Source organism: Microvirga massiliensis, from assembly GCF_001006805.1.
GTDB lineage: Bacteria > Pseudomonadota > Alphaproteobacteria > Rhizobiales > Beijerinckiaceae > Microvirga > Microvirga massiliensis.
This window is the reverse complement of record NZ_LN811366.1, coordinates 167,542-187,669: the sequence shown is the minus strand read 5'-3', so window position 1 is coordinate 187,669 and position 20,128 is coordinate 167,542. Positions and strand designations below refer to the sequence as shown.

Genomic DNA, 20,128 nt, shown 5'->3' with positions numbered 1-20,128 from the left:
TTGCCCGGTGCGCACGATCAGGGTCGTGCCGGGCTCCAGGACCGAGTGACCGGTGCGCTCAACGGCGCTGACATGCAGGAACGCCTCGCCGGAGCCATCGGTGAGCTCGACGAAACCGAAGCCCTTCTCCGGATTGAACCACTTCACCCGCGCCTCCGTCTCCGGCCCCGAGGAGACCGCCGGGGCGGATCGAGGGCGTATCGGCCGATCTCCGAACGAGGGCTGCGCCTGCCGCTCGGTGCTCCAGGGATCGCGGGAGTCATCGCCCCGTCCGCGTCGGTTGCCCCGGTAATCGTTGTCTCGGCCCATCGTCATCTCGTACTCAGCGAAAGAAGCCCTTTCACTGCCACACCGGCGCTCAACCTGCCAGCCGTTTGGCATTGCGCCACGCAGATCTGAATCTCTGGTCGCTCGGGCGCAATCTCACAAGGGAACGCCCTATGTGGGTCTGCGAGCGATGGTGCTACGACCATGCCCGACACCCGTCTCCCTCTCAGCCAAACCCGCAGGTCCCGCCACCGGAGCAGCCGGAGCCGCCGGAGCCGCCGGAGCCGGCGATTCCGCCCGGCATCAGCGAACCCCTGAACATTCCGTCCGCCGGGCCTCCCGGGGTTGGTCCCGAGGGGGTCCCAGTCCCGTCCCCGACCGAAGTGCCCGCACCCGACGCCGTCCCGCGCGATATCTGATACGGCATCCTCGCTGGCACGCGATGCGCAGATCTGTGGAGGCAGATCGGTGTTCTGCTTGCGCAAAGTCAGGCGATCGGGACAGCGTTACAGTCGATTGGAGCGACCAGACCAGCGATCCTCGCCGGCGCAACGAGTTTGGTGAGCTTGAGGTCGATCCGGTAAAGCGTCTCAGGGAGACTTTGGACAGCCGCGCGCGAAGCGTCCGTGACAGACCGACAACAGGAGAACGACATGTCTGACTGCCTGCACTGCGATATCAATCAGCTCGTGCAACAGCGGTTCGAGCACGGGGACACGGACCTCGTCGAAATGGCGTCGATGATGGTGGAGAGTCTCACCGATCTCATTCTGCTGGCGCCGGAAGGCGACCAGCCGAACCTGATGGCGCATGCGCTCTCGGCCTTCGGGCAAATCTTCCTGGAGAAGGGCGGAGCCATCGAGGGTCGCCCTGGCGCGACACACTGAAGGCCACGCAGGCCATCGTCCCCAATCTCCCATTTGGGTCCCGAAGCCACGGAACTGCGGCCGCATGATCTTCGGAGGATGTTGCTTTCAGGCGACGGCAAGCGGCCGGCTACTCCCTGTTTTCCGGAACGCGAAGGTCCGGATCGGGGCAGCCTGGAGAAAACTTCCCGTCCTTCCAGGGTATCTGGTTATGACCCGTCCAAGCGGACACGCGGCAGGATTGATCTGCCGTGGCAGCGCTCACGGAGGAGCTTCGGCACGAACAGCCGATCTGCCTGCCATCGTGTCGGATCGACTGACAGCACTTACATAGGACCGGCTCATGAAGAAGATTGGCTTTCTCTCGTTCGGGCACTGGTCACCCTCACCGCAGTCACGGACACGTTCGGCTCGTGATGCCCTCCTTCAGTCCATTGACCTTGCCGTGGCGGCCGAGGAACTTGGCGCGGACGGTGCTTACTTCCGCGTCCATCATTTCGCGCGCCAGCTCGCCTCTCCCTTCCCGCTGCTGGCGGCAATCGGCGCGAAGACGAGCCGCATCGAGATCGGCACCGCTGTCATCGACATGCGCTACGAGAACCCCCTCTACATGGCCGAGGATGCGAGCGCAGCCGATCTGATCAGCGGTGGGCGTCTCCAGCTCGGCATCAGCCGCGGCTCGCCCGAGCAGGTGATCGATGGCTGGCGCTACTTCGGCTATGTGCCTGAAGAGGGCCAAAGTGACGCCGACATGGCTCGCCGTCACACGGGAGTGCTTCTCAGCGTCCTCAAGGGCGAGGGCTTTGCCGAGCCGAATCCACGCCCGATGTTTCCCAACCCGCTTGGCTTGCTTCGCCTCGAGCCGCATTCGGAGGGCCTGCGCGAGCGCATCTGGTGGGGCTCCGCCTCCAACGCAACGGCGGTGTGGGCCGCGCAGCAGGGTATGAACCTCCAGAGTTCGACCCTGAAGGAGGACGAGACAGGTGAACCCTTCCACGTCCAGCAGGCCGAGCAGATCCGCCGCTACAGGGAAGCGTGGAAGGAGGCGGGGCACACTCGCAAGCCCCGCGTCTCGGTCTCACGCTCGATTTTCGCACTCGTCGACGACCGCGACCGCGCCTATTTCGGGCGCGGCAAGGACAACGACCAAGTGGGCATCATCGACAACATGCGCGCAATCTTCGGTCGCTCCTACGCTGCGGAGCCGGACAGGCTCATGGAGGAACTCAAGTCGGACGAGGCGGTTGCAGAGGCCGATACGCTACTTCTGACCGTGCCGAACCAGCTTGGTGTCGATTACAACGCCCATGTCATTGAGGCCATTCTGAAGTATGTCGCTCCGGCGCTGGGCTGGCGATGACGATCGATCTGTGGATCAAGCCACGAACTGATCGGCACGAGATCGGGATCGACGCTGGACGGCTTGAAAAGCGAGCCGCCTCATCCGAGGCTCCTGACCGTTACGGAGCAAGGTCGGGATCCAAGGCTCAAGCCGCCGTAAGATTCACAGCGAAAGGTCGGCTCACAATGAGCGCCCCCGTAGGATCGCCTCATGCACCTCATGAGATTGCCCTAACGACCGATTGTATTCGTCGGTCAAGATGACCGCACGCGCCCTCGCCTCGATGAGTTTGCGTGTAAGATCGACATACACTTTCCCTGCCAGCATCGCTGACCGCTGAGCTTCAAAGTCGAGAATCACCCCTCCATGATCAAGCCGAGGCCGCCCCACGAACCGCCTGGGTAGTCCCGATGTCTGCTCTCCAGCCGTGAGCCAAGGGTCGTTTTCACCCGGTGCAGCCATGCGCGACGCCCAATCGAAGGGCAGCTTTGGTGAACCTCGGCATAGGAGCGGCCGAAGAGCCTGAATTCTTTTGACAACAGTCGCTTGCCGCGCGGTTGGTGGTCTTGGCTTCCGAGTTTCGATCGGAAGTACAAGCCATGCAACTTGACCGACGAGGCCGCGACCCGTCAGACCATAGGCAACAATCGTGACCACGCCCCTGCGAAAACGAAGGGTGTCATGACGAGGTCGGGCGACAGAGCCAACCTTCTTCGTAGCCGGAAGACTGGCGAACACGCCAGGGTCACCTTCGTCGAGCTGTTCTTCGATCTGGTCTTCGTCTTCGCGGTCACGCAGCTCTCCCATTTTCTCCTCGGCGACCTGACCGTCCCTGGCGTGCTGCGGACGGTACTGCTGCTCATGGCAGTCTGGTGGGTGTGGATCTTCACGTCCTGGGTCACGAACTGGATCGACCCGCAGAGGACGCGCGTCCGGCTCCTGCTCCTCGTCCTGATGCTCGCCGGACTGCTCCTCTCCACCTCAATCCCGAGGGCATTCGAGGAGCGAGGGCTGCTCTTCGCCTGCGCCTACACATTCATGCAGGTCGGGCGCAGCCTGTTCATGGTCGGCGCCTTGTGGCGGCACAGCCCCGCGAATTTCCGCAATTTCCAGCGGATCGCGTCATGGCTCGCGCTGTCCGGGGTGCTCTGGATCGCCGGCGGGTTGGCGCACGGCGAGGCGCGCTTTGCATTCTGGATCATTGCGCTCGCAATCGAATACATGGCACCGTGGCTCGGGTTCTGGACTCCCGGCCTGGGCCGCTCGGCAACCGTCGATTGGGATGTCGAAGGCGGGCATATGGCCGAGCGTTGCGGGCTCTTCATCATCATCGCCCTCGGTGAATCGATCCTCGTCACCGGGGCCACCTTTGCCGAGCTTGCACAAACGCCCGTCACCGTAACGGCCTTCATTGTGGCCTTCGTCGGCAGCGTGGCCATGTGGTGGCTCTACTTCGACACCGCCGCCGAGAGAGGGAGCGAGCAGATCTCCCATTCGGCCGATCCCGGACGGGTCGCGCGCCTCGCCTATACCTATGTCCATCTGCTCATCGTGGCCGGCATCATCGTTGCGGCGGTGTCCGACGAACTCATCCTGGCCCATCCGACCGATCCCGCGGAACCGCCCGCCATCGTAGCCATCCTGGGTGGGCCGGCCCTCTACCTGCTCGGCAACATGCTGTTCAAGCGGGCGATTGCGGCGAGGTTGCCGGTATCGCATCTTTTCGGGCTCATCGTCTTGGGTCTGCTTGCGCTGGCGTCGCTGTTCATGTCGCGTCTTGCGCTCGCCGCCGCCGCGGCGGCGGTGCTGGTGGGAGTGGCAGCTTGGGAGCGAATCTCGTTCCGACCAATAATCTCGTGATCTTTCAGTGGAGGCTCCACTCAACACTGGTCGCTTCCGGGTGTGCGGCGTTCAGGGGCTGCACGCTCCGGGTGTCCAGATACTGCTCCAGTGTGGCCGGGCTGGCGGCCGGATCGGCCAAGCCGACATAGCCGTCCGGGCGCACCAGATACACGGCGCCCCGCCTGAGGCCCGCGCGGGCCGCCCTGGGCTGCCAGGGAAAGATGTGCAGCGCCAAGCCCCGTCGCGTGCAGGCCTCCACGATCCTGGCCCCGCCCTCGCCATAGATGTGAATCTGCCAATCCAGCGACCTCAGCGGCGCAAAATTGTCGCTCCCCTCCTCCGGGCTGCTGTCCGGCATGACCCAAGGCAGGCGATCGCCGCCCGTCACGCTGCCGGCGCGGCCCGCACTCAAGCGACTGCCGCGATATTGCACCCCGATCTGCGAGATCGTGCGGAACATGAAACGGCGGACGAAATTCGACGCGAACAGCGCTGGCAATAGCCGTGGCGCGACCGCGACGCGGACGAACCGGGCGAGCGGCCCGGGGCTCGTCACCACCGTGAAGGCCCGGTCGGTTGTGGCCACCAGGCGTCGCGCGAAGGCGATCCGCTCCGGCTCGTAGGTGTCGAGCAACTCCGTCCCGGCTCGCCCATGCAGGACGGCCGCCAGCTTCCAGGCCAGGTTCACGGCATCCCCGATGCCTGTGTTCATGCCCTGCCCGCCCACCGGACTATGGATGTGTGCGGCATCGCCGAGCAGAAAGGCGCGGCCCTGCCGGAAGCTGTCCGCCACCCGATGGTGGACATGGTAGGTCGAGAACCAGTTCACGCGCTCGACCTCGATGCCCAACCGCTCGATCAGGCGCTTGCTGACATCCTGCCAGGACAGCGCCTCCCTTTGGGCTTCCGCCGCCTGCCGCACCGTGCCGATCAGGCGGGCCCGCTCCGGACCGGCCATCGGAAACGCCGCCAGGAAATCCGTGTCGTCCAGGGCCACGTGCAGTTCGCCGTCCACCACCGGCCCGCGCGCCGCCACGTCGGCCACGTAGAACAGATGCGCGTAGGTCCCGCCCGGGAAGCCGATGCCCAGACCATCGCGCACCGTAGAGTGGGCCCCGTCGCAACCTGCGAGATATGCGGCTCCGCACGTCTCCTCGGTCCCGTCCGGCCGTCGCAGGCGGGCCAGCACGCGCTCGCCGCCATCTTCAAAGCTGAGGAGTTCGGTCCGGCGCTCGACCGTGCTTCCCGTCGCGCTCAGGCGCTCGATCAGGAGCCGCTCATGCTCGTCCTGCGGAAAGATCACCAGATAAGGAAAGGGGCTCAGACCCTGACCCATCGCGCCGAAGCCGACCCGGGCGGCCTTCCGGCCCCTCACCCACAGGTTTGCGGCCGTAAACTCCAGGCCCTGTGCGACCACCGCCTCTGCCAAGCCGACCTGCCGATAGAACTCGAGCGTCCGCGCGTGGACCACCAGGGCGCGTGACGTGGTTCCGGGTTCCGGTGTCTTGTCGACGATGCGCACGCGCAGACCGAGCCGACGCAGCCAGAGAGCCAGAACCAGACCAGTCGGCCCGGCCCCCACGACGAGAACTTGCGTGTCGGACATCGGCAGACCTCTCGGGGCTCGTGCTCACCCTATCCTCACATAAGCAACGCCCCGCTGCATTCGGGTTCCCGCGCATCGCAAGCCGCTCACGGCTTGCAACGGGCAACAGCCACGCGTCGGCCGAGTGGCTGGCCCAGAGCGGGCGTTAAGCGTCGGTTCAACCTGCGAGGCACATATTCCAAGTGGCTGGCGTGTCCGGTGAAGCCAGGGAGGCTTCAATGTGTTCTGCACGCTTCCAGATTCTCGCCGCGATCTCATGCCTGCTGGCCGCACCGGTCCTCGCCCAGACCGCGCCCCATCCTGGCCCGGCGCAGCAGCCAGCGGCCACGACGGCACAGGCAGCCTCTCCGGGCGCGGCCGGTGGCTCCTGCTCGGCGCAGGCGACCGACAAGAAGCTCGCCGGGGCGGCGAAGACGAGCTTCCTGAAGAAATGCGAGTCCGATGCCTCAAAGGCCTGCGAGGCACAGGCGGGCGAGAAGAAGCTCGCGGGCGCCGCGAAGGCGAGCTTCACGAAGAAGTGCGTGAGTGACGCCGTCGGGACCTGAGCCCGTCACATCGCCGACACGCATCCCACCGCATTGCCCGCGACGCGCGTCGGCTCTCCCGATCGGGCTCAAACGGCCGAGAGTACGAGCCGTCGTCCGGGACGAGCTTGTCCAACTCAAGGGTCCCTGCAACCCACCCGACTCACCCGGTTGCCCGGGTTCTTTCGGGCGGCGGCTCGTGGATCAGTGCTGCAAGCCAAGCCTGCCGGATTGACGGCAGGCGGCACCCGCGGCCCATAACCCAGGGGATCGCGCGCTCCCGTGAAGCCTCAGTAATGGACCTCGGCGACCACGACGTGGTTGTCGCGCGCTGGCCACGTCTGCACGGTCAGGTGCTCGCCGTTGACGGCTACCGGGACTGGCCGCCTGTCCTGTGCGTCGAGGCGGAGCGTGGTCTCGTTGCGCTGCGGCGGGCTCCCTGGCAGGCCAGACGGGACTTGCCCGTCCACGAGAACGTTGTCGCGGTCGCGCGCCAGATTGCCGTTGCAGCGCACCACCGTGATCACGGCCCCGGGAGCCTGCGCATCGCTATCTTGGGCGAAGCCTCTCGGACGCAGGCGCAGGACAGTGCTGGAGCGCGGGAAAGGCGGGCGGTAGATGTGCTCCACTGGATAGCCGGGCGCGGCCAGCACGAACTCGTGATACGCAGCCGGGTCCGCCTCGAACGGTCCCCACCTCCCGTCAGCGCCGGTGACCCGCCGGTGCGCCGCCCCGCCCAGCCGCTCGCCGGTGTCCGGCGAGACCGCGAAGATCTCCACCTCCGCCCCCTCCAGGGGCAGATTGGTCGGCAGGTTACCCACGAGACCCGTCACCTTGCCGTCCAGGATGGGTCGCGCCTCCGGCAGGATGTCCAGGTGCGCGGGCTCCCGCTCGAGGATGAACCGATACATCGCCTCGAAGGCGCGCGGGCTGCGCGCGGCCTCCTTGTGGTCGGCCCCCGGCAGCACGAGGTTGGTCGCACCCGTCAGCTCCGGGCTGTCGTATACCGCGTTGCTCGGCACCCCCGTGCGGCCGCCGGCGACCGGGTGATCCGGCGGCAGCGCGGGCTGGAACCAGCGGTCGTTGCGGTCGCTGCGGATCGTCAGGAAGCGCACCCCGGGCGTGGCCTCAGTGGGACCCTCGTTGAGCTGGCGCAGGAAGTGGCCCCAGCCGTTCGTCTCGCCGAGCCTGAACTCGGGCGCCCGGGACGCGTAGGTGCCGTGATTGGGGCAGGCGCACAGCACCGCCGCCGTGACCGTGGCATGACCGCCGCCGTTCTTGATGTAGTTGCGCACTGCGTTGCCGCCGCGCGAGTGGGCGACGAGCACGACCTTGTCCTGGCTGATGCTCCGCCTGACCTCCTCGACCCGCGCGGCGAGTTCGATCAACTGCTCCCCGGTCGTCGAGCGGCCCGGATGCGGCTGACCGTAATTGCCAGGCCGACCGGTGCCTGGGTTCGGGAAGTCGATCGCGATCAGCCGCCGCGGGTCGTAGCCGTTCGACTCGAAGCGCCACAGGACCGTGTACCAGATCTCGGCATCGTCGCCGTCGCCGTGCACGAAGATGATCGGCGGCTGCACTTCCTGGGTGATCGCCCGCCACCCGAACGCGGCGGCGGCGGTTGCGGCGAAAGACGTTTGCAAGACGGCGCGGCGTGTCAGTCGGACCATGGTTTCTCCTCCGGCTCAGGCCAACATCTCTCGGACTTCCGTGATTGTTTCGCCCGGGATGAACCCCCCAGGCCGTCATTCATCCGGGAGGCCGGCCCGGCGCAGCCCTTCGTAAACGCGCTCGCGCTGCGCGACGTAGAGCGGATTGTTGTAGGTGGCCATCACTGCCTTCGCTCCCGCGATCGAACGGTAGCGCGGGTTGCGCTTGATGGCCTCGGCCAGCGCAGCTTGCGCCGCGGCCGGATCGCCCCTCAGGCCGTACTCGGCCGCGAGGGTGAGGTGAATATAGGAGTACTCGGGATTCGTGCTGCGCGCCCTCGGCAGCCACTCGAGCGCGGCATCGTCGTTGCCGAGCACCAGATTGAGATACCCCATGTGGAACTGCATCACACCCAGGCTGTGGTCGCGCGGGCTGAGGCGCATCGCCTGGAGGAGATAGGGCGCCGCTTCCTCCGGGTGGCCAACATACGTCCTCATCTGGCCGAGCGCACGGTAGGAGCGGGCGAGGTTGCGGTCGAGGGCGATCGCCATCCGGAACTCGTTGGCGGCCTCGTCGAAGCGCCCCCGCGCTTGCAGGAGCAGGCCCTTGGCGTGGTGCGCCGTGGCGCGGTTGGAATCGAGCGTCAAGGCCCGGTCCAGGAGGGCCTCGGCACGCGCCAGATTCTCCGCGGGCGAGGCACTCCAGAAATCGAGCACGTCGCTGACAAGCGCATCCGCGAGAAAGACCAGCGCTTCGACCTGCGTAGGATCGAGCTTCAGGGCCTGCTCGAACAGTCTCGCCGCCTCGAGATTGTTCTCATGCGCCCCCGGTTTGAACAGTGTCGCGCGTCCCCGCAGGGTGTAATCCAGGGCATCCGGGTTGGTGCGGTGCTCCCGCTCGACGCGATGCCCCTCGGCCTCGACCAGGGTGAGGCTCAGGCTCGCAGCGATGCGCCCGGTGATCTCGTTCTGCATCGCCGCCAGCTCCGCCCGGTCGGAGTCGAAGCGATCCGCCCAGACATGCGCCCCGCTGGCGGCATCGATGAGCTGCGCATTGACACGAACCTGCTCGCCCGTACGCCGGACGCTCCCTTCCAGGACGTAGCGCACGCCCAGTTCCCGACCGATCTGCCGCACGTCGATCGCCTTGCCCTTGTAGGTGTAGGCGGTGCTGCGGGCGATCACGAAGCTGCCGTCGATGCGCGACAGGTCGGTCGTCAGATCCTCGGTGATCCCGTCCACGAAGTAGTCCTGCTCCGGATCGCCGCTCAGATTGGCAAACGGCAGGACCACGATGGACAGGCTTGGAGCCGGGGCGCCTTGTGGAAATCCTGCCGTGGACACCATGTGCTCGACCGCGCGCGGGAGGGCCTGGGCGGAAGCCGGCGCGGGCGGCTGTGATGTCCGCATCAGCCACCACGATCCTCCCGCGATGGTCAGCAACAGGATCGCGGCGGCAATCCAGGTAACCCGTGGCGAAAAGCTCTTCGATTCAGGCTGCATGGTCGTCGGCAAGGCGGCAGGGTCGAAGACGATGCGGTAAGCGCGCACCGGCCGGGCGATGTTCTTGACCGCCTGCTCGCCGAGGTCCGCGAAGGTGTAGGGCACCTTGTCGCGAACCTGGTCGCGCACGACCCGCGAAATGCAGATGCCGCCCGGCTCGGCCAATCCCTCCAGGCGGGCGGCCACGTTCACGCCGTCGCCGTAGATGTCCTTGCCGTCGAGGATGATGTCGCCGACGTTGATGCCGATCCGAAAGCGGATCTGCTGGTCCGCGGGAATCCCGGTATTCCGGGCCGCGACGGCGGCCTGGATCTCGACCGCGCATTCGACGGCCTCGACGACGCTCGGGAACTCGACGAGGGCGCCATCGCCCATCAGCTTGATGGTGCGGCCGCGGTGTCGGGTGATGCGAGGGTCGATTATTTCCTTGCGGAGGGCCTTGAGCCGGGCCAGCGTGCCGGCCTCATCCGCGCCCATGAGGCGCGAATACTCGACCACATCGGCAGCCAGGATCGCGGCGAGCTTGCGCTCGACCGGCTGTCCCTGTGCGGCGTGACGGTGCACGGCGGCCGTCCATCAACAGGGCTGGGGCCGATGATCCGACGGTTCTCGGATGCACGGACCACAGCCTTCATCCTGCGGAGATGTTGCTCCCTTCAGAGCCTCTTGGCCAGCGCTGGGTTGTTTACGACTGCGCCAACAACACGGCTCCCGACGATCCTATTTGAATTGCGGAGACAGTTTCGCAGGGCCGTTGCGCATATTCTTGTGCGGAGGTCGTTATGCGAACTCTGAAAAACTGTTCAGAATGCCTCCGACCTGCCAATGCCCGGCTCCTCATTGGAGGAACTCATGTCGCTCACGCGTGGGGTCGCGTCCTGTGAACGCCTCCAATCCGCTACGAGAGCATCGGCAGGGTGCGGAGACCACAAATATCGCAGCACCCTGCCGATGCGATCCAGTTGATGCCTATTGCTGATAGGAGCCGATCACTCGGAAGGACGCAGTCGGCTCTCCAAGGTGCATGACCCGATTGGGAACCATTCGGCTCCTGTGATATTAGTCGGAGGTGAGGACGGCGGGTCCCATTCGCCGCCCTCGTTGGCGGTTAGGCTACCACCAGAATGGGAGGGCGATCGCGATCGCGAAGATCACGTCGCCCTCTTATCTGTTTCCCTTGATCAGGCGACGCTTAACGTCTGACCAATTCTGTTGTAGGCAGAAGTCCTTCCGGTGGGCTTGAGCTAGTTATACGGCTCACTCTATCATTGGTTTACATACCCGCCGAGAAGGCGTCCTACCCGGACCCTCTCAGCACGATATTCCCACTCTCCAGGAACGGTTGGGCAATCGTTTCCAGCCCAATAATTCACCACCCACTCGTCGATCAACGGCTGGTCGCGTTCGCCATCGCCCACCAGTAGTCTCAACCACCCTATACTCCCCCGATCAACGATCCCGAATGGCACCACTTCATATACATACGAGGCAGAGCCGTCGGGCCGGTCCTTCAGGAAAATGCTTGCTTTCCGTGGAAGTCTTCCGCTGGGGCGTCCTTTCTCCAGCAAGCCCTCAATTGTTGTGCCGAGTGGGTAATTGGTGTTCTCAGGGCGCAGAAGAGTACCGGGCGCATGTACCTTGCCGCTGTGTAAGTAGAGAAGCGGCATTTCAATTTCAAAGAGTCTCATGCAAGTATTTAGCTATCAGTCGTCTTGCCGACTTGCGTGACAGTTACGCATGCCAGCGGACCAATTCCGCTAGTAGGACACGGGAACGAGCTACGTTATTGCAGGACGAGCCCTCCTAGTATGATGAGCAAGTTCAGGCCAATGTAATGGCCACCATCCAGTGGAGGGTGCGGATCTTGGACTCTAATGTCGAGGTGCGCTTTTCGTAGTTCATGACCGGCTCGACAGTGGCCCCGACCTCGTCCGGAACATCTTGCGCTTCCGATACGGAAGGTCGGCATCAGGTTACCCGAGTTGGGGGCGAATCGGTCGAGCGAACAGCCCGCTGCGACAGAATCCACAGAAATCCCACTCGGAACGGCATTCACCACTTGCGCGCAAAGCTTGGCTGTATCATGTTCCGCGCAGCCGCCAGCAATGTCCCCGGCTCCTGGACTACTAGTGTCAGCTTACAGGCTTTCATCAGTATGTCTTTCTGGCATGACCTATGGGTTGACCATGGGAAAATTGTCTATTGGTTGACGGCTCCATCTGTTTGGAGTCGTGGGAAGCTGGTGGTCGAGAATGGAGGCGAAAGAATGCGTAAGTACGCGGACTTCATACGCCTTGTTCGCGAGATCATTTGGCTGGGTTGGACCGTTCATAAGCTCCTGCCTGCGCTGATTGAATTCGTGGACAAGGCCGTCAACTACCCTCAGACGCCATGCTCGAAAACTACAAAGAAAAATACAAGCATGAAGGCAAGTTCATTTTCGTTCCAAATTACGAGTGCATTCGCAAGGGCTTGCGCATCGTCGAGTTTTGCCGAGACCGCCTAGAATTTCCCGACTGCTTCTATCACTACCGCAACGGAGGTCATGTCGCCGCGTTGCACCGGCACTTGGACAACCGCTTCTTCTTTAGAATCGATCTCCAGAATTTCTATTACGCCATTTCTCGTAACCGTGTATGCGCGGCCTTACACGCCTCCGGATTTCACAAGGCTCGAACCTACGGAAAGTGGTCGTGCGTTCGGAACCCGGTTGCTGAAGATCCACGCTACTCGTTGCCGATTGGCTTTGTTCAATCCCCTGCTTTAGCCAGCCTTGTATTGATGCGCTCCCCGATCATGGGAGCAATCAGTGCGGCAGAGCGCGACAGCGTCTTCATCTCGGTCTACTTGGACGATCTCATTGGCTCTTCGACCGATTTTTCACTTCTTGAGCGGGCCTATTATACTATCTTGGAGGCATGTGGCGCGGCCAATCTCCAGGTGAACGCCCGTAAGCTGCTTCCGCCTGCAAGCGAAATCCACGCCTTCAATTGTGTTCTAAAACATGGGCTTGCGGAGGTCACCGACGAGCGTATCCGAAAGTTCGTGGCATCCGAGCCTAGCGATCTCGCGGAGAAAGCTTTTATCGCTTATTGTCTCCGGGTCCAAGAACGGAATTTCGCCTAGAAGATTTGTGCTTATCCTGTCCATCGTGCGGAAAGTACTTCGGCCTGCTGGATGCCGGTTTGAATCGCTGCATCCGGGAGACGGATAGCCGTATTTCCGAAGAATGAGCTTCACCAAGACCCGGAGCCGGGCTCTCGCGGATTCCCGGTGTATCTAATCCACCGAGATGCTGCCCCGCATGCAGACCAGAAGTTCATGAGCGATGATGCGCAAGTTCTGATCACCAATCACCTGAACGGCGCTCTCATTCTCAGGCAGCGCGTCGTAAAAGGCACTTCCTCTTGTGCGAGTCCCTGTTCCTGGACTCTCTGGCGTGACGCCCTGATCTCCTTTGCCAGCCTAATGAGTTCCTGAAGCACCTCGGCGGTCGTCAGCGCGTTCGAATGGTAGCGCGCGATGGAGGCGTCCGGGCGCTCCGTGAAGGCGCGAGTCTCGACCACATTGGTTCGGCTTCGCGATAGCATCTCGCCCGTGATGAGCTTGCGCAGGGCCTCTAAGGCGAGGTTGGGCCGGTCCATCGACTGGATCTCGGCCAGAAACTCGTTGGACAGGATCGAGATGTCGGGTGTCTTGATTCCGGCGGCCTAGAGGATGTCTACGATCTCGACGAGATCAGCGAGCGGCTGACGGATCTGCCGCACGGCGAGGTGGCGATCGGCGGATGACATTTCGCTACGGTTGGAGACCGACTTCGCGAGCGCGGCCCGGATCGCCTGAAAGAAGCTGACCTCCTCCCGGATAGCGCGGGTGAGATCTGTGGCCGAGGCGAGATTGAAAACGGTCGTCAGCGCCAAGACCGCGTCATCGAAGCGGCGAAGTGTCCGCTTCCGCCCCTCGTCGGTTGTTTCCCGAGCAGCGTTCCACCTCGGCTTCGGTCAGAAATGGCACAAGGCTGCCCTTAGGCTGCCAACTGGTCGCGGAATTGTTCGCGTTGGCTCCACGCAACCGACGTAATTCCATAGTTGCGCAGCGCTTCCGTTACGTTCGGGCCTACCACCTTTTCATTGTCGTTCAGGAATGCAAACGGCTCTGAGCCCTCTGGGCGACTCTCTCGTGTATCGATCCAGGCCATGATCAGGTTTTGCGCTGTATTCCTACTAGGATTATTTATTGCCCGGATGATCCGCTCTGAGGCAACTTTCGATTTCGGAATAACAAAATCAAACATGTGGTCGAACCCAGAGTGCCCCGAAAACTTCACTCGCGGCGTATATCGTATATCTTGGTCATCAAGCCACTTAGCTACGTCTTCAAAGAACAGCGCCTCAACAGTAGGAGATGCAAGGAAGAACATATCGTTGACGGACAACATAGCCTGGATAAGATTATGCTTCCGAAGAGCGAAGTTTTCTGCCGTTGCATTCACTTGAAGTTCGATCCCGTGCTGCTGCACGCCGAACCCGTTCAGAATACTCCTGAGTATCGCTTGCCGCTTTGGGCTATCGAGAGAGCAACCAGATTGTTCAAGGTCGGTAAGTGTCTCGCCGTCGTCGGTGAGGACAAAGCCTTTGTCATTCCTCCGAGCATAGATTTGGATGTAGTCATTATGTCTGTCTAGGTACGGGGTCGTAATCTCGGTCCAATCCTTGATCCGCTTGACCAGGGTTTTGTCCCGAAGCCATTTCCAGTAGCCTTCGATAAGGAGGTCGATCTCGCTCACGTGAACAACCCTCTTTCAAAGATGGGCTGTTGGATTATGTTGCAGTACCGCATGAAATCGACAAGTGTCTGCCAGTGATCGTCGGGCTGAGCGAAATGCTCTGCCGGAACCGGATATGCCCATCGGTCACCATACCCCTCTCGATATAGGTGGATATGAGGGCAGGCTACCTCCTCGCCGTCCGGATTTCGATGAGGCGCGCCTCCGAAGTCGATGCGGGCGAGCACGACTGAAGAGCGCACCCTGTTCTGGACTTTTCCCTTTAGGAGATTAGCGCGGCCGCGTGAGATGTCGAGAACGAAGGATTCCGAACCATCATCTGACGTAAGCGGCACCATGATTCCGCCGCCCAAATCTGGTAACCGCCACCGCGTTTCGTCCACGCGATGCTTCTCTATTGCAAGAAGCGCGTTTGCCTCTGCCTGGGTGAGCCACACACTCATATCGGCTACGCTGCCACTCTCTCAGCATCCCGTACACGGACTTCGCCCGTTGCCGTTGGCCTCTACGGTTTTTGGGGTGGCTCTACCATTCCTCTCCTGCTCACCGCTTGTCATTCTTGGTCGCCCGCACTCAGCCATCACCAGATTCCCCCACCATTGGTTAGCACGGTTGCCGTTACGTTCTGCAATACGGCGGACTCGATGACTCGGGAGGACGCGATGTTAGGCTGTCCAGAGCGTCAGATGCCCACCGATCGCCCACTCTGGAGGCGCTGAATGGTTCGACCAATCACCGGACCCTGTGCCTGAAGCCCAGCCTGTCACGACAAACGAAACGGGCCACCGGTGCCTCGGTAGCCCGTAACGCCGTTGGTGAGACGGCTTCGAGGTGTGTCGAGATGGTAACTCTCTCGGTGTCACGAGGCGGACGGGTAGCAACCGCCAGCCTCAATCATTAAACTACCGTGTCCAAGGCCACGTTCCAAATCGCAAGGCCGCCTGCCTCGTGCGACGGCCGGTCCGCTGGGGCAAGACTACTCCCAGTAACGGATAGGTCCGTCCCCAGCCCGTCCACCAAATCGCAGGAGACGGGACGGTCAGGCCACCGCCACTGCCGGACCCGGTGCCATACGAGGCTATTCCGAGCAACTCGATTGAGCCTACCTGCCATGTTCGGGCCGGTCCTCGACGAGTTTGGCAACCGAGACCTTAAGTGCCCGAGCAATATACGAGAGCGTTACAATCGTCGGGTTTCGGCGGCCATGTTCAAGCTCGCTAATGTAGGATTGCGTGACGCCTAGCTTCTTGGCCGCCAGCAGCTTTGCAAGCTGTCCTTGCGACAACCCTGCCGCCTCGCGGCACCATCGCAAATTTCGCCCCACCGTCCGCCGCACGTCCATGCAGCGGAAAGAATCGAATATGCAGACTCGTACCTATCCATTATAATAGATAGACACAGGGAATTTGTCGATGGTCGGTAGCAACTGAGTATTGCGCCGCACCACGAGCGGCCCTCGATCAACCAGGGAGAGCATATGAATCCAATGAGGTCGTTGACAGTGCGGCAGCCCTTCTTGGACTCCCGCCCAGACCCAATTCCGGTCTGGCGTCCTTCGTTCGGCTGCCATCAGGACCAGTAAATTTATGTCTGATGAACCCCGTCCCGATTGCGTCCGCCTCGTGTGACTCTGACTTATGCACCTGCCCAAGCACACTCTTCCGGAACTTCCAGGGCTCGTCTTCTCGGTTAAGCTAATCGAGGTGGATCGCCTTGCTCCAAAACACTACGTGCACATTCAGGCGAAGGGTTACCGTGAGGATCGGGAGATTTGGTGTCAGGAATTCGAGGACTGGTGCGAGCAGCGTGCAATCACCACCGAATCGCGCCAGAGCAGTGCTCGACGGTTGGCGACCAGCGAGTTCAAGTTCTTCATCGAGAACTGGCAGGTGCTTGCTGAGTTCATCGTACATTGGTTGGGTCTCGAATGGCTTTCGCTGGCAGCCTCGGGTGCAGAAGGCACCGAGCGCAGGATTGGCCAAGGCGTGCGCGCTTTGAGACAGCAGGTTGATCGCCTGACGACGATGCTCGAAAGCATACGCTCGCGTACTACTGTGACAGATTACCGACTCTGGGCTGCGGGACGTGCCATGCTCGGACAACGAGTAGCCGAGGGTGAGGACATCGCGGCGCTGTCCAGTTGGGACAGAGCTTTCGAAGACAAGTAAGCGACCGATCTAACCTAAAACAGTTCCTCATCGTCCTTTATGCATGGACTGCAACAAGCTTTCTCTGAGGCACCAACTTCTGGAGCCTTAGTCCTGCCCTGTGTTCGGCTTTCGAACTAACGAGACTACCTGTCCTTTGCTGGAAGCACTGTCCCGCAATCGCTGATACGCCGCCCGGTACTGATCTCGGTCAGTCTCAGCGGTAAGCCGTGCATTCAGATTCTCCTTCATCTGAAACTGCTGAAAGAACAGCTTCTCACGTAATTCCGCGACCTCGCGACGGAGGCAAGCAACTAATGAAGATTGGCGCGTGCCCCGCTCGGCCTTACCGGTCAGGTCCTGAACTCGCCTCCGGACCTCCGGGTAAGCGCAGTTATCGTACCCGATAAGTGTGCGGGACTTACCAGCCTCCTTGGCGACGGTAGTTATGTTAATCTTCAATTTCCCGCGCGCTGCCGCAACCCTTAGCCTCGCGTCTTTCGGCCTGCTATGCAGAAGGCGATCAACTGCCTGCTCTAACGCAAACTCTACACCACTCTTGCCTCTATGCACCATTGCGCCCTCCGAGATGTTGCCTTGCCCTCGTCTCCAACGACTCGATGTCAGCGCCAATCTGCATGAGTAGCGCCTTAGCCTGATCGGCTCTGGCGCGCACAGCGCGAAAGCCACCCAACCCCTGGCCGATCTCCGCTCTTTTGAATGCAACCCAATTGTCTATGTAGCGCTGCTCCCAGAATGCAACGTGCCGCTCATCAAGAACAAATGACGGGCATCCTACGCATACAGAGGGTGATCGCGCGCTGTAGTTTGGCTCACGGTTCTGCCAGGAAGCCGTCCCTGCGAGGTCATGGCAGCGCATATGTCCAGGATTCAGTGGCAGGCACTTCCCGTGAGGTGAAAACCAAAGTTTGAGATCAGCAGTTTCGACAAAACTGAAAATCCGCTGCCAAGCGCGTGGTGGTGTAAGATCATGAACAAGCTCCCGAACCTCGTCCATGTATCGGGTCAACTGTTCACCCATTCGCCCCGCAAGCGACCTTCCAGAGAACAACGCCTCATAGATAAAACTAGCCGTCTCCTGTCTTCGGACAGAGGAAAACGTCTCGAATAGTGCCTGATTGTGTCCGAGATAGCTGCTCTCTGTCATAGCCAGACTTATATGATGGAATTGGATCTGTAGTGCAGGCAGCAACTTGGAGTCGGTATTAAATACGAAATGTGCCAGTGTCTTCCGCCACTGATGCGATCGAAAGCACTGACCTCGGGAATCCCGATACCGTTTGAGGTCGTTTGGCTGTACTGCTCTTTTTGATGTATCTGAAATCCGTGAAAGATCTACATGCCGCTCGATGAACATTCTCATGTGGCTGAGCAATCTCTCACTGTTGACCACGCTAACCCCCGATCGACTCCTCGGCAGCGATCGCGCCGTGAAGCCAACAATCAAGTCTTCCGATTGTATAAGATCGCGCCATGGTCGCAGTAGCCGATCCAAAAGGACAACGGCGGTAAGGGCTGGCGGAAAATTCACACTATCTCCCTGCAACCGCATCCCAAGTAGCCATTGCCTCTCCTCAGGTGCTTCGACAGTTTTCGACAGCAACGATCGCACAAAGAATATTTCGTACGCCCCGCTCACGGAGGGCCTTACGTGCACACACCGGGGCAATCCCGTTGCTCGATTGATCCCAGCGCGAAGCGCTGCAATTTCGGATATCCGCATGCCAGTGGTCGCCTGGACAATGATCACTGCGGCACTCACCAAATCAAGCACCAAACGCCTGAGTTCAACCTTTTGAACTCTCCCATTTTTACATAGACTTGGGCACAGTCTCGCAAGCCACGGGTGTGCTGAGAAGTCGATGGTCCGCAGGTGCTGGTCCAGCGCCGCACGTCGTCGTTTGAGGTGGGTAGTGGAACTGCCGCTGTTAGCAACCACCACGTCTTGGAGAGCAATAATAGAGTTGGCAGCTTCGTTGACCAAGTAATAAGCGGATTCCAGAATTGGAATAGAAACTTCATCTGGCAACGGAGGTATCTGGGAGCCCGCCTTCGTAGCTATGCTTAACGCTAGTGTGTTCAGGTTTGCGCCGGGCCATGGCTCGTCGGCAATGGACGCACACCCGGCTTCGCGGAGAACTTCGGCCTGCTGCCACAACAGTCTCGGCACAGCAAGTCTACTCCAAACTGCGGACCGACCAAATGTTGGCTCATCATCCTCCAATTCATCAATGGTCAGATCGTCGTCTCCGGCTATGATTGCTGGCAGGTCATCTCTATATCGGTCCAACATCTCTGCCGATACCATGTTAAGCGCGGGCAGGCCGTTAAGAATCATCCATCGTACAAAGCAGCGGAGACCAGTGTGAAGACCTGCAACGCTGACGGCTGATAACGCTCCTCCTTGACTGGGTGCATACATGAGAGACCAGTAGAAGCGTTTTAGTGCATCCAGTAGCACCTCGTGCGGCGTATCTGTCAGGCGACTGCCGTCGGGGAGTTCGAAGTTCCAATAAATCGTTGGGCGACGCTGTCCGGGTGCCCTACGTTCGAAGTGCCAAACGCTGTCATCCCATCGCGAGTGACTGGAAATCCTCGCTGCCGCAATCCTAGAGGCCGGAAGGAGATACAGCCTCTCGGCGACGCCGTCGCCAACAGCTTCCGCGCGCATGGCGATCTACCCGACCATCGGCAATCTCATCGTAATCGTTGATGCGTGCTTCATCACGTCGGGCGGCACGAGCGCTAACAGTGCGTCAATATCAACAAGTACTGGTGCCCATTGAATAGTCCAGGCTTGTGAGGTGTGGCTTACGTGGGCTTCAACTATAGCACGTCGCAATGCGCAGTAGGCAGCAACGCAGGATCTGTCCGTTACACAAGCTGCCGCCAGAGGGCATGAAGGGCAACGGCCATATGCAGTGCAGAGGCGGCCCGGCGTCTGGTTTAACTGCGGACTATCAAAAGGATCGAAACACACAAAGCCCGGCGTTGCGGCCTCCCGACGCTGTGCTGCCGTACGATCGCGCGGATCGATTATTCCGCCGGTTTCACGCCATCTTTCTCGGAGCAAGAAGACTTCGCCAAGACTTTCAACATACCGCTGACGCACTCCATCCTTGGAATAGTAGGCCCAAGAGGTATCAACGCTCTGATGATTGAGGAGTACTCTTGCCGCCCTGATGTCTCCGCCTTGAAGTAGGAACTCGTCAGAGATTGTGTGGCGGATTTGAGAAAGGGTAAACTGAGGGATGCCATTATCGGCACAAAATCTCTTCAGTCCGACTTGCCACATTCTGTTTGACGAGGGGCCGTGGAATCCTTCTATTGCTATTGCCCTTGATCGACCATTCCGCCGCGAAGGTGCATAGATGAACAATCGGTCTCTGTGGTTCGGGCAAAGATCTGATTGCAATCCGATCGTCCAAGCGCGCAGTGTTTGAAGGGCCATACCAACCCCGAACCCGTTGACAGATTGGGCGTTCACTGTAATCACTGGATCGGTCGCCGAACGAGGCTTACTCCCATATAATCTTATTACTGGTTCTCCGAGAAGCGAACTTTCTTCGATATCG

At 61.0% G+C, this 20,128-nt stretch carries 15 protein-coding genes and 1 pseudogene; 6 read left to right on the top strand and 10 right to left on the bottom strand.

Annotated features, from left to right (window positions below; translation table 11 throughout):
• A partial coding sequence (locus BN1233_RS50250; protein ID WP_046868623.1) for a cold-shock protein occupies window positions 1–309 on the bottom strand: 309 nt, incomplete at its 3' end.
• Window positions 310–920: 611 nt separating this feature from the next.
• Between BN1233_RS50250 and BN1233_RS36635 the strand changes: the two genes are divergently transcribed.
• Both BN1233_RS36635 and BN1233_RS36630 read left to right on the top strand, forming a co-directional pair.
• A complete protein-coding gene (locus BN1233_RS36635; protein WP_046868582.1) occupies window positions 921–1,154 on the top strand; it encodes a hypothetical protein in 234 nt (77 codons plus the stop codon).
• A gap of 322 nt (window positions 1,155–1,476) precedes the next feature.
• Window positions 1,477–2,493, top strand: coding sequence for an LLM class flavin-dependent oxidoreductase (locus BN1233_RS36630; protein WP_046868581.1), 1,017 nt, complete (start codon window positions 1,477–1,479; stop codon window positions 2,491–2,493).
• A gap of 162 nt (window positions 2,494–2,655) precedes the next feature.
• Here BN1233_RS36630 and BN1233_RS51410 read toward each other — a convergent pair whose 3' ends face one another.
• The gene (locus tag BN1233_RS51410; protein WP_425311780.1) at window positions 2,656–2,802 is read right to left on the bottom strand and encodes a maltose acetyltransferase domain-containing protein; all 147 of its coding nucleotides are present in this window, start codon (window positions 2,800–2,802) and stop codon (window positions 2,656–2,658) included.
• A 354-nt stretch (window positions 2,803–3,156) separates the two neighbouring features.
• Here BN1233_RS51410 and BN1233_RS36620 point away from each other — a divergent pair, with 354 nt between their 5' ends.
• Window positions 3,157–4,335 (top strand): low temperature requirement protein A, encoded by a 1,179-nt coding sequence (locus BN1233_RS36620; protein ID WP_046868579.1) that lies wholly within the window; start codon window positions 3,157–3,159, stop codon window positions 4,333–4,335.
• Window positions 4,336–4,339: 4 nt separating this feature from the next.
• On the opposite strand, the gene BN1233_RS36615 is transcribed toward BN1233_RS36620, so the two are convergent.
• Entirely contained in the window at window positions 4,340–5,923 is a 1,584-nt protein-coding gene (locus tag BN1233_RS36615; protein ID WP_046868578.1) for an FAD-dependent monooxygenase, read from the bottom strand.
• 218 nt (window positions 5,924–6,141) lie between these two features.
• Between BN1233_RS36615 and BN1233_RS50890 the strand changes: the two genes are divergently transcribed.
• Window positions 6,142–6,468 carry a hypothetical protein gene (locus BN1233_RS50890; RefSeq protein ID WP_082145864.1) on the top strand — a complete coding sequence of 109 codons (327 nt, stop codon included), beginning with the start codon at window positions 6,142–6,144 and terminating at the stop codon, window positions 6,466–6,468.
• Window positions 6,469–6,737: 269 nt separating this feature from the next.
• On the opposite strand, the gene BN1233_RS36605 is transcribed toward BN1233_RS50890, so the two are convergent.
• Both BN1233_RS36605 and BN1233_RS36600 read right to left on the bottom strand, forming a co-directional pair.
• Window positions 6,738–8,117, bottom strand: coding sequence for an alpha/beta fold hydrolase (locus BN1233_RS36605; protein ID WP_046868577.1), 1,380 nt, complete (start codon window positions 8,115–8,117; stop codon window positions 6,738–6,740).
• Window positions 8,118–8,192: 75 nt separating this feature from the next.
• On the bottom strand, window positions 8,193–10,163 hold the full coding sequence (locus BN1233_RS36600; RefSeq protein WP_046868576.1) for an adenylate/guanylate cyclase domain-containing protein: 1,971 nt from the start codon (window positions 10,161–10,163) through the stop codon (window positions 8,193–8,195).
• Window positions 10,164–11,990: 1,827 nt separating this feature from the next.
• On the opposite strand from BN1233_RS36600, the gene BN1233_RS43795 reads away from it, so the two are divergent.
• A complete protein-coding gene (locus BN1233_RS43795; protein ID WP_048707551.1) occupies window positions 11,991–12,725 on the top strand; it encodes a reverse transcriptase domain-containing protein in 735 nt (244 codons plus the stop codon).
• Between the two features lie 153 nt (window positions 12,726–12,878).
• On the opposite strand, the pseudogene BN1233_RS50240 reads toward BN1233_RS43795, so the two are convergent.
• From BN1233_RS50240 to BN1233_RS45425, 4 genes and pseudogenes are all read right to left on the bottom strand, one after another.
• Window positions 12,879–13,519 (bottom strand): annotated as a pseudogene (locus BN1233_RS50240) (DUF3387 domain-containing protein).
• A gap of 104 nt (window positions 13,520–13,623) precedes the next feature.
• The gene (locus BN1233_RS36580; RefSeq protein WP_046868573.1) at window positions 13,624–14,385 is read right to left on the bottom strand and encodes a DUF1829 domain-containing protein; all 762 of its coding nucleotides are present in this window, start codon (window positions 14,383–14,385) and stop codon (window positions 13,624–13,626) included.
• Window positions 14,382–14,828 carry a DUF6978 family protein gene (locus BN1233_RS51405; protein ID WP_046868572.1) on the bottom strand — a complete coding sequence of 149 codons (447 nt, stop codon included), beginning with the start codon at window positions 14,826–14,828 and terminating at the stop codon, window positions 14,382–14,384. The genes BN1233_RS36580 and BN1233_RS51405 overlap by 4 nt, the downstream gene beginning before the upstream one ends.
• Before the next feature lie 659 nt (window positions 14,829–15,487).
• Window positions 15,488–15,727: a helix-turn-helix domain-containing protein gene (locus BN1233_RS45425; protein WP_048707549.1), complete on the bottom strand. Its 240-nt coding sequence runs from the start codon at window positions 15,725–15,727 to the stop codon at window positions 15,488–15,490.
• A 295-nt stretch (window positions 15,728–16,022) separates the two neighbouring features.
• Between BN1233_RS45425 and BN1233_RS36570 the strand changes: the two genes are divergently transcribed.
• Window positions 16,023–16,553 carry a hypothetical protein gene (locus tag BN1233_RS36570; protein ID WP_046868571.1) on the top strand — a complete coding sequence of 177 codons (531 nt, stop codon included), beginning with the start codon at window positions 16,023–16,025 and terminating at the stop codon, window positions 16,551–16,553.
• 544 nt (window positions 16,554–17,097) lie between these two features.
• On the opposite strand, the gene BN1233_RS47780 is transcribed toward BN1233_RS36570, so the two are convergent.
• On the bottom strand, window positions 17,098–19,224 hold the full coding sequence (locus tag BN1233_RS47780) for a hypothetical protein (protein ID WP_147707738.1): 2,127 nt from the start codon (window positions 19,222–19,224) through the stop codon (window positions 17,098–17,100).
• Window positions 19,225–20,128: the final 904 nt, after the last annotated feature.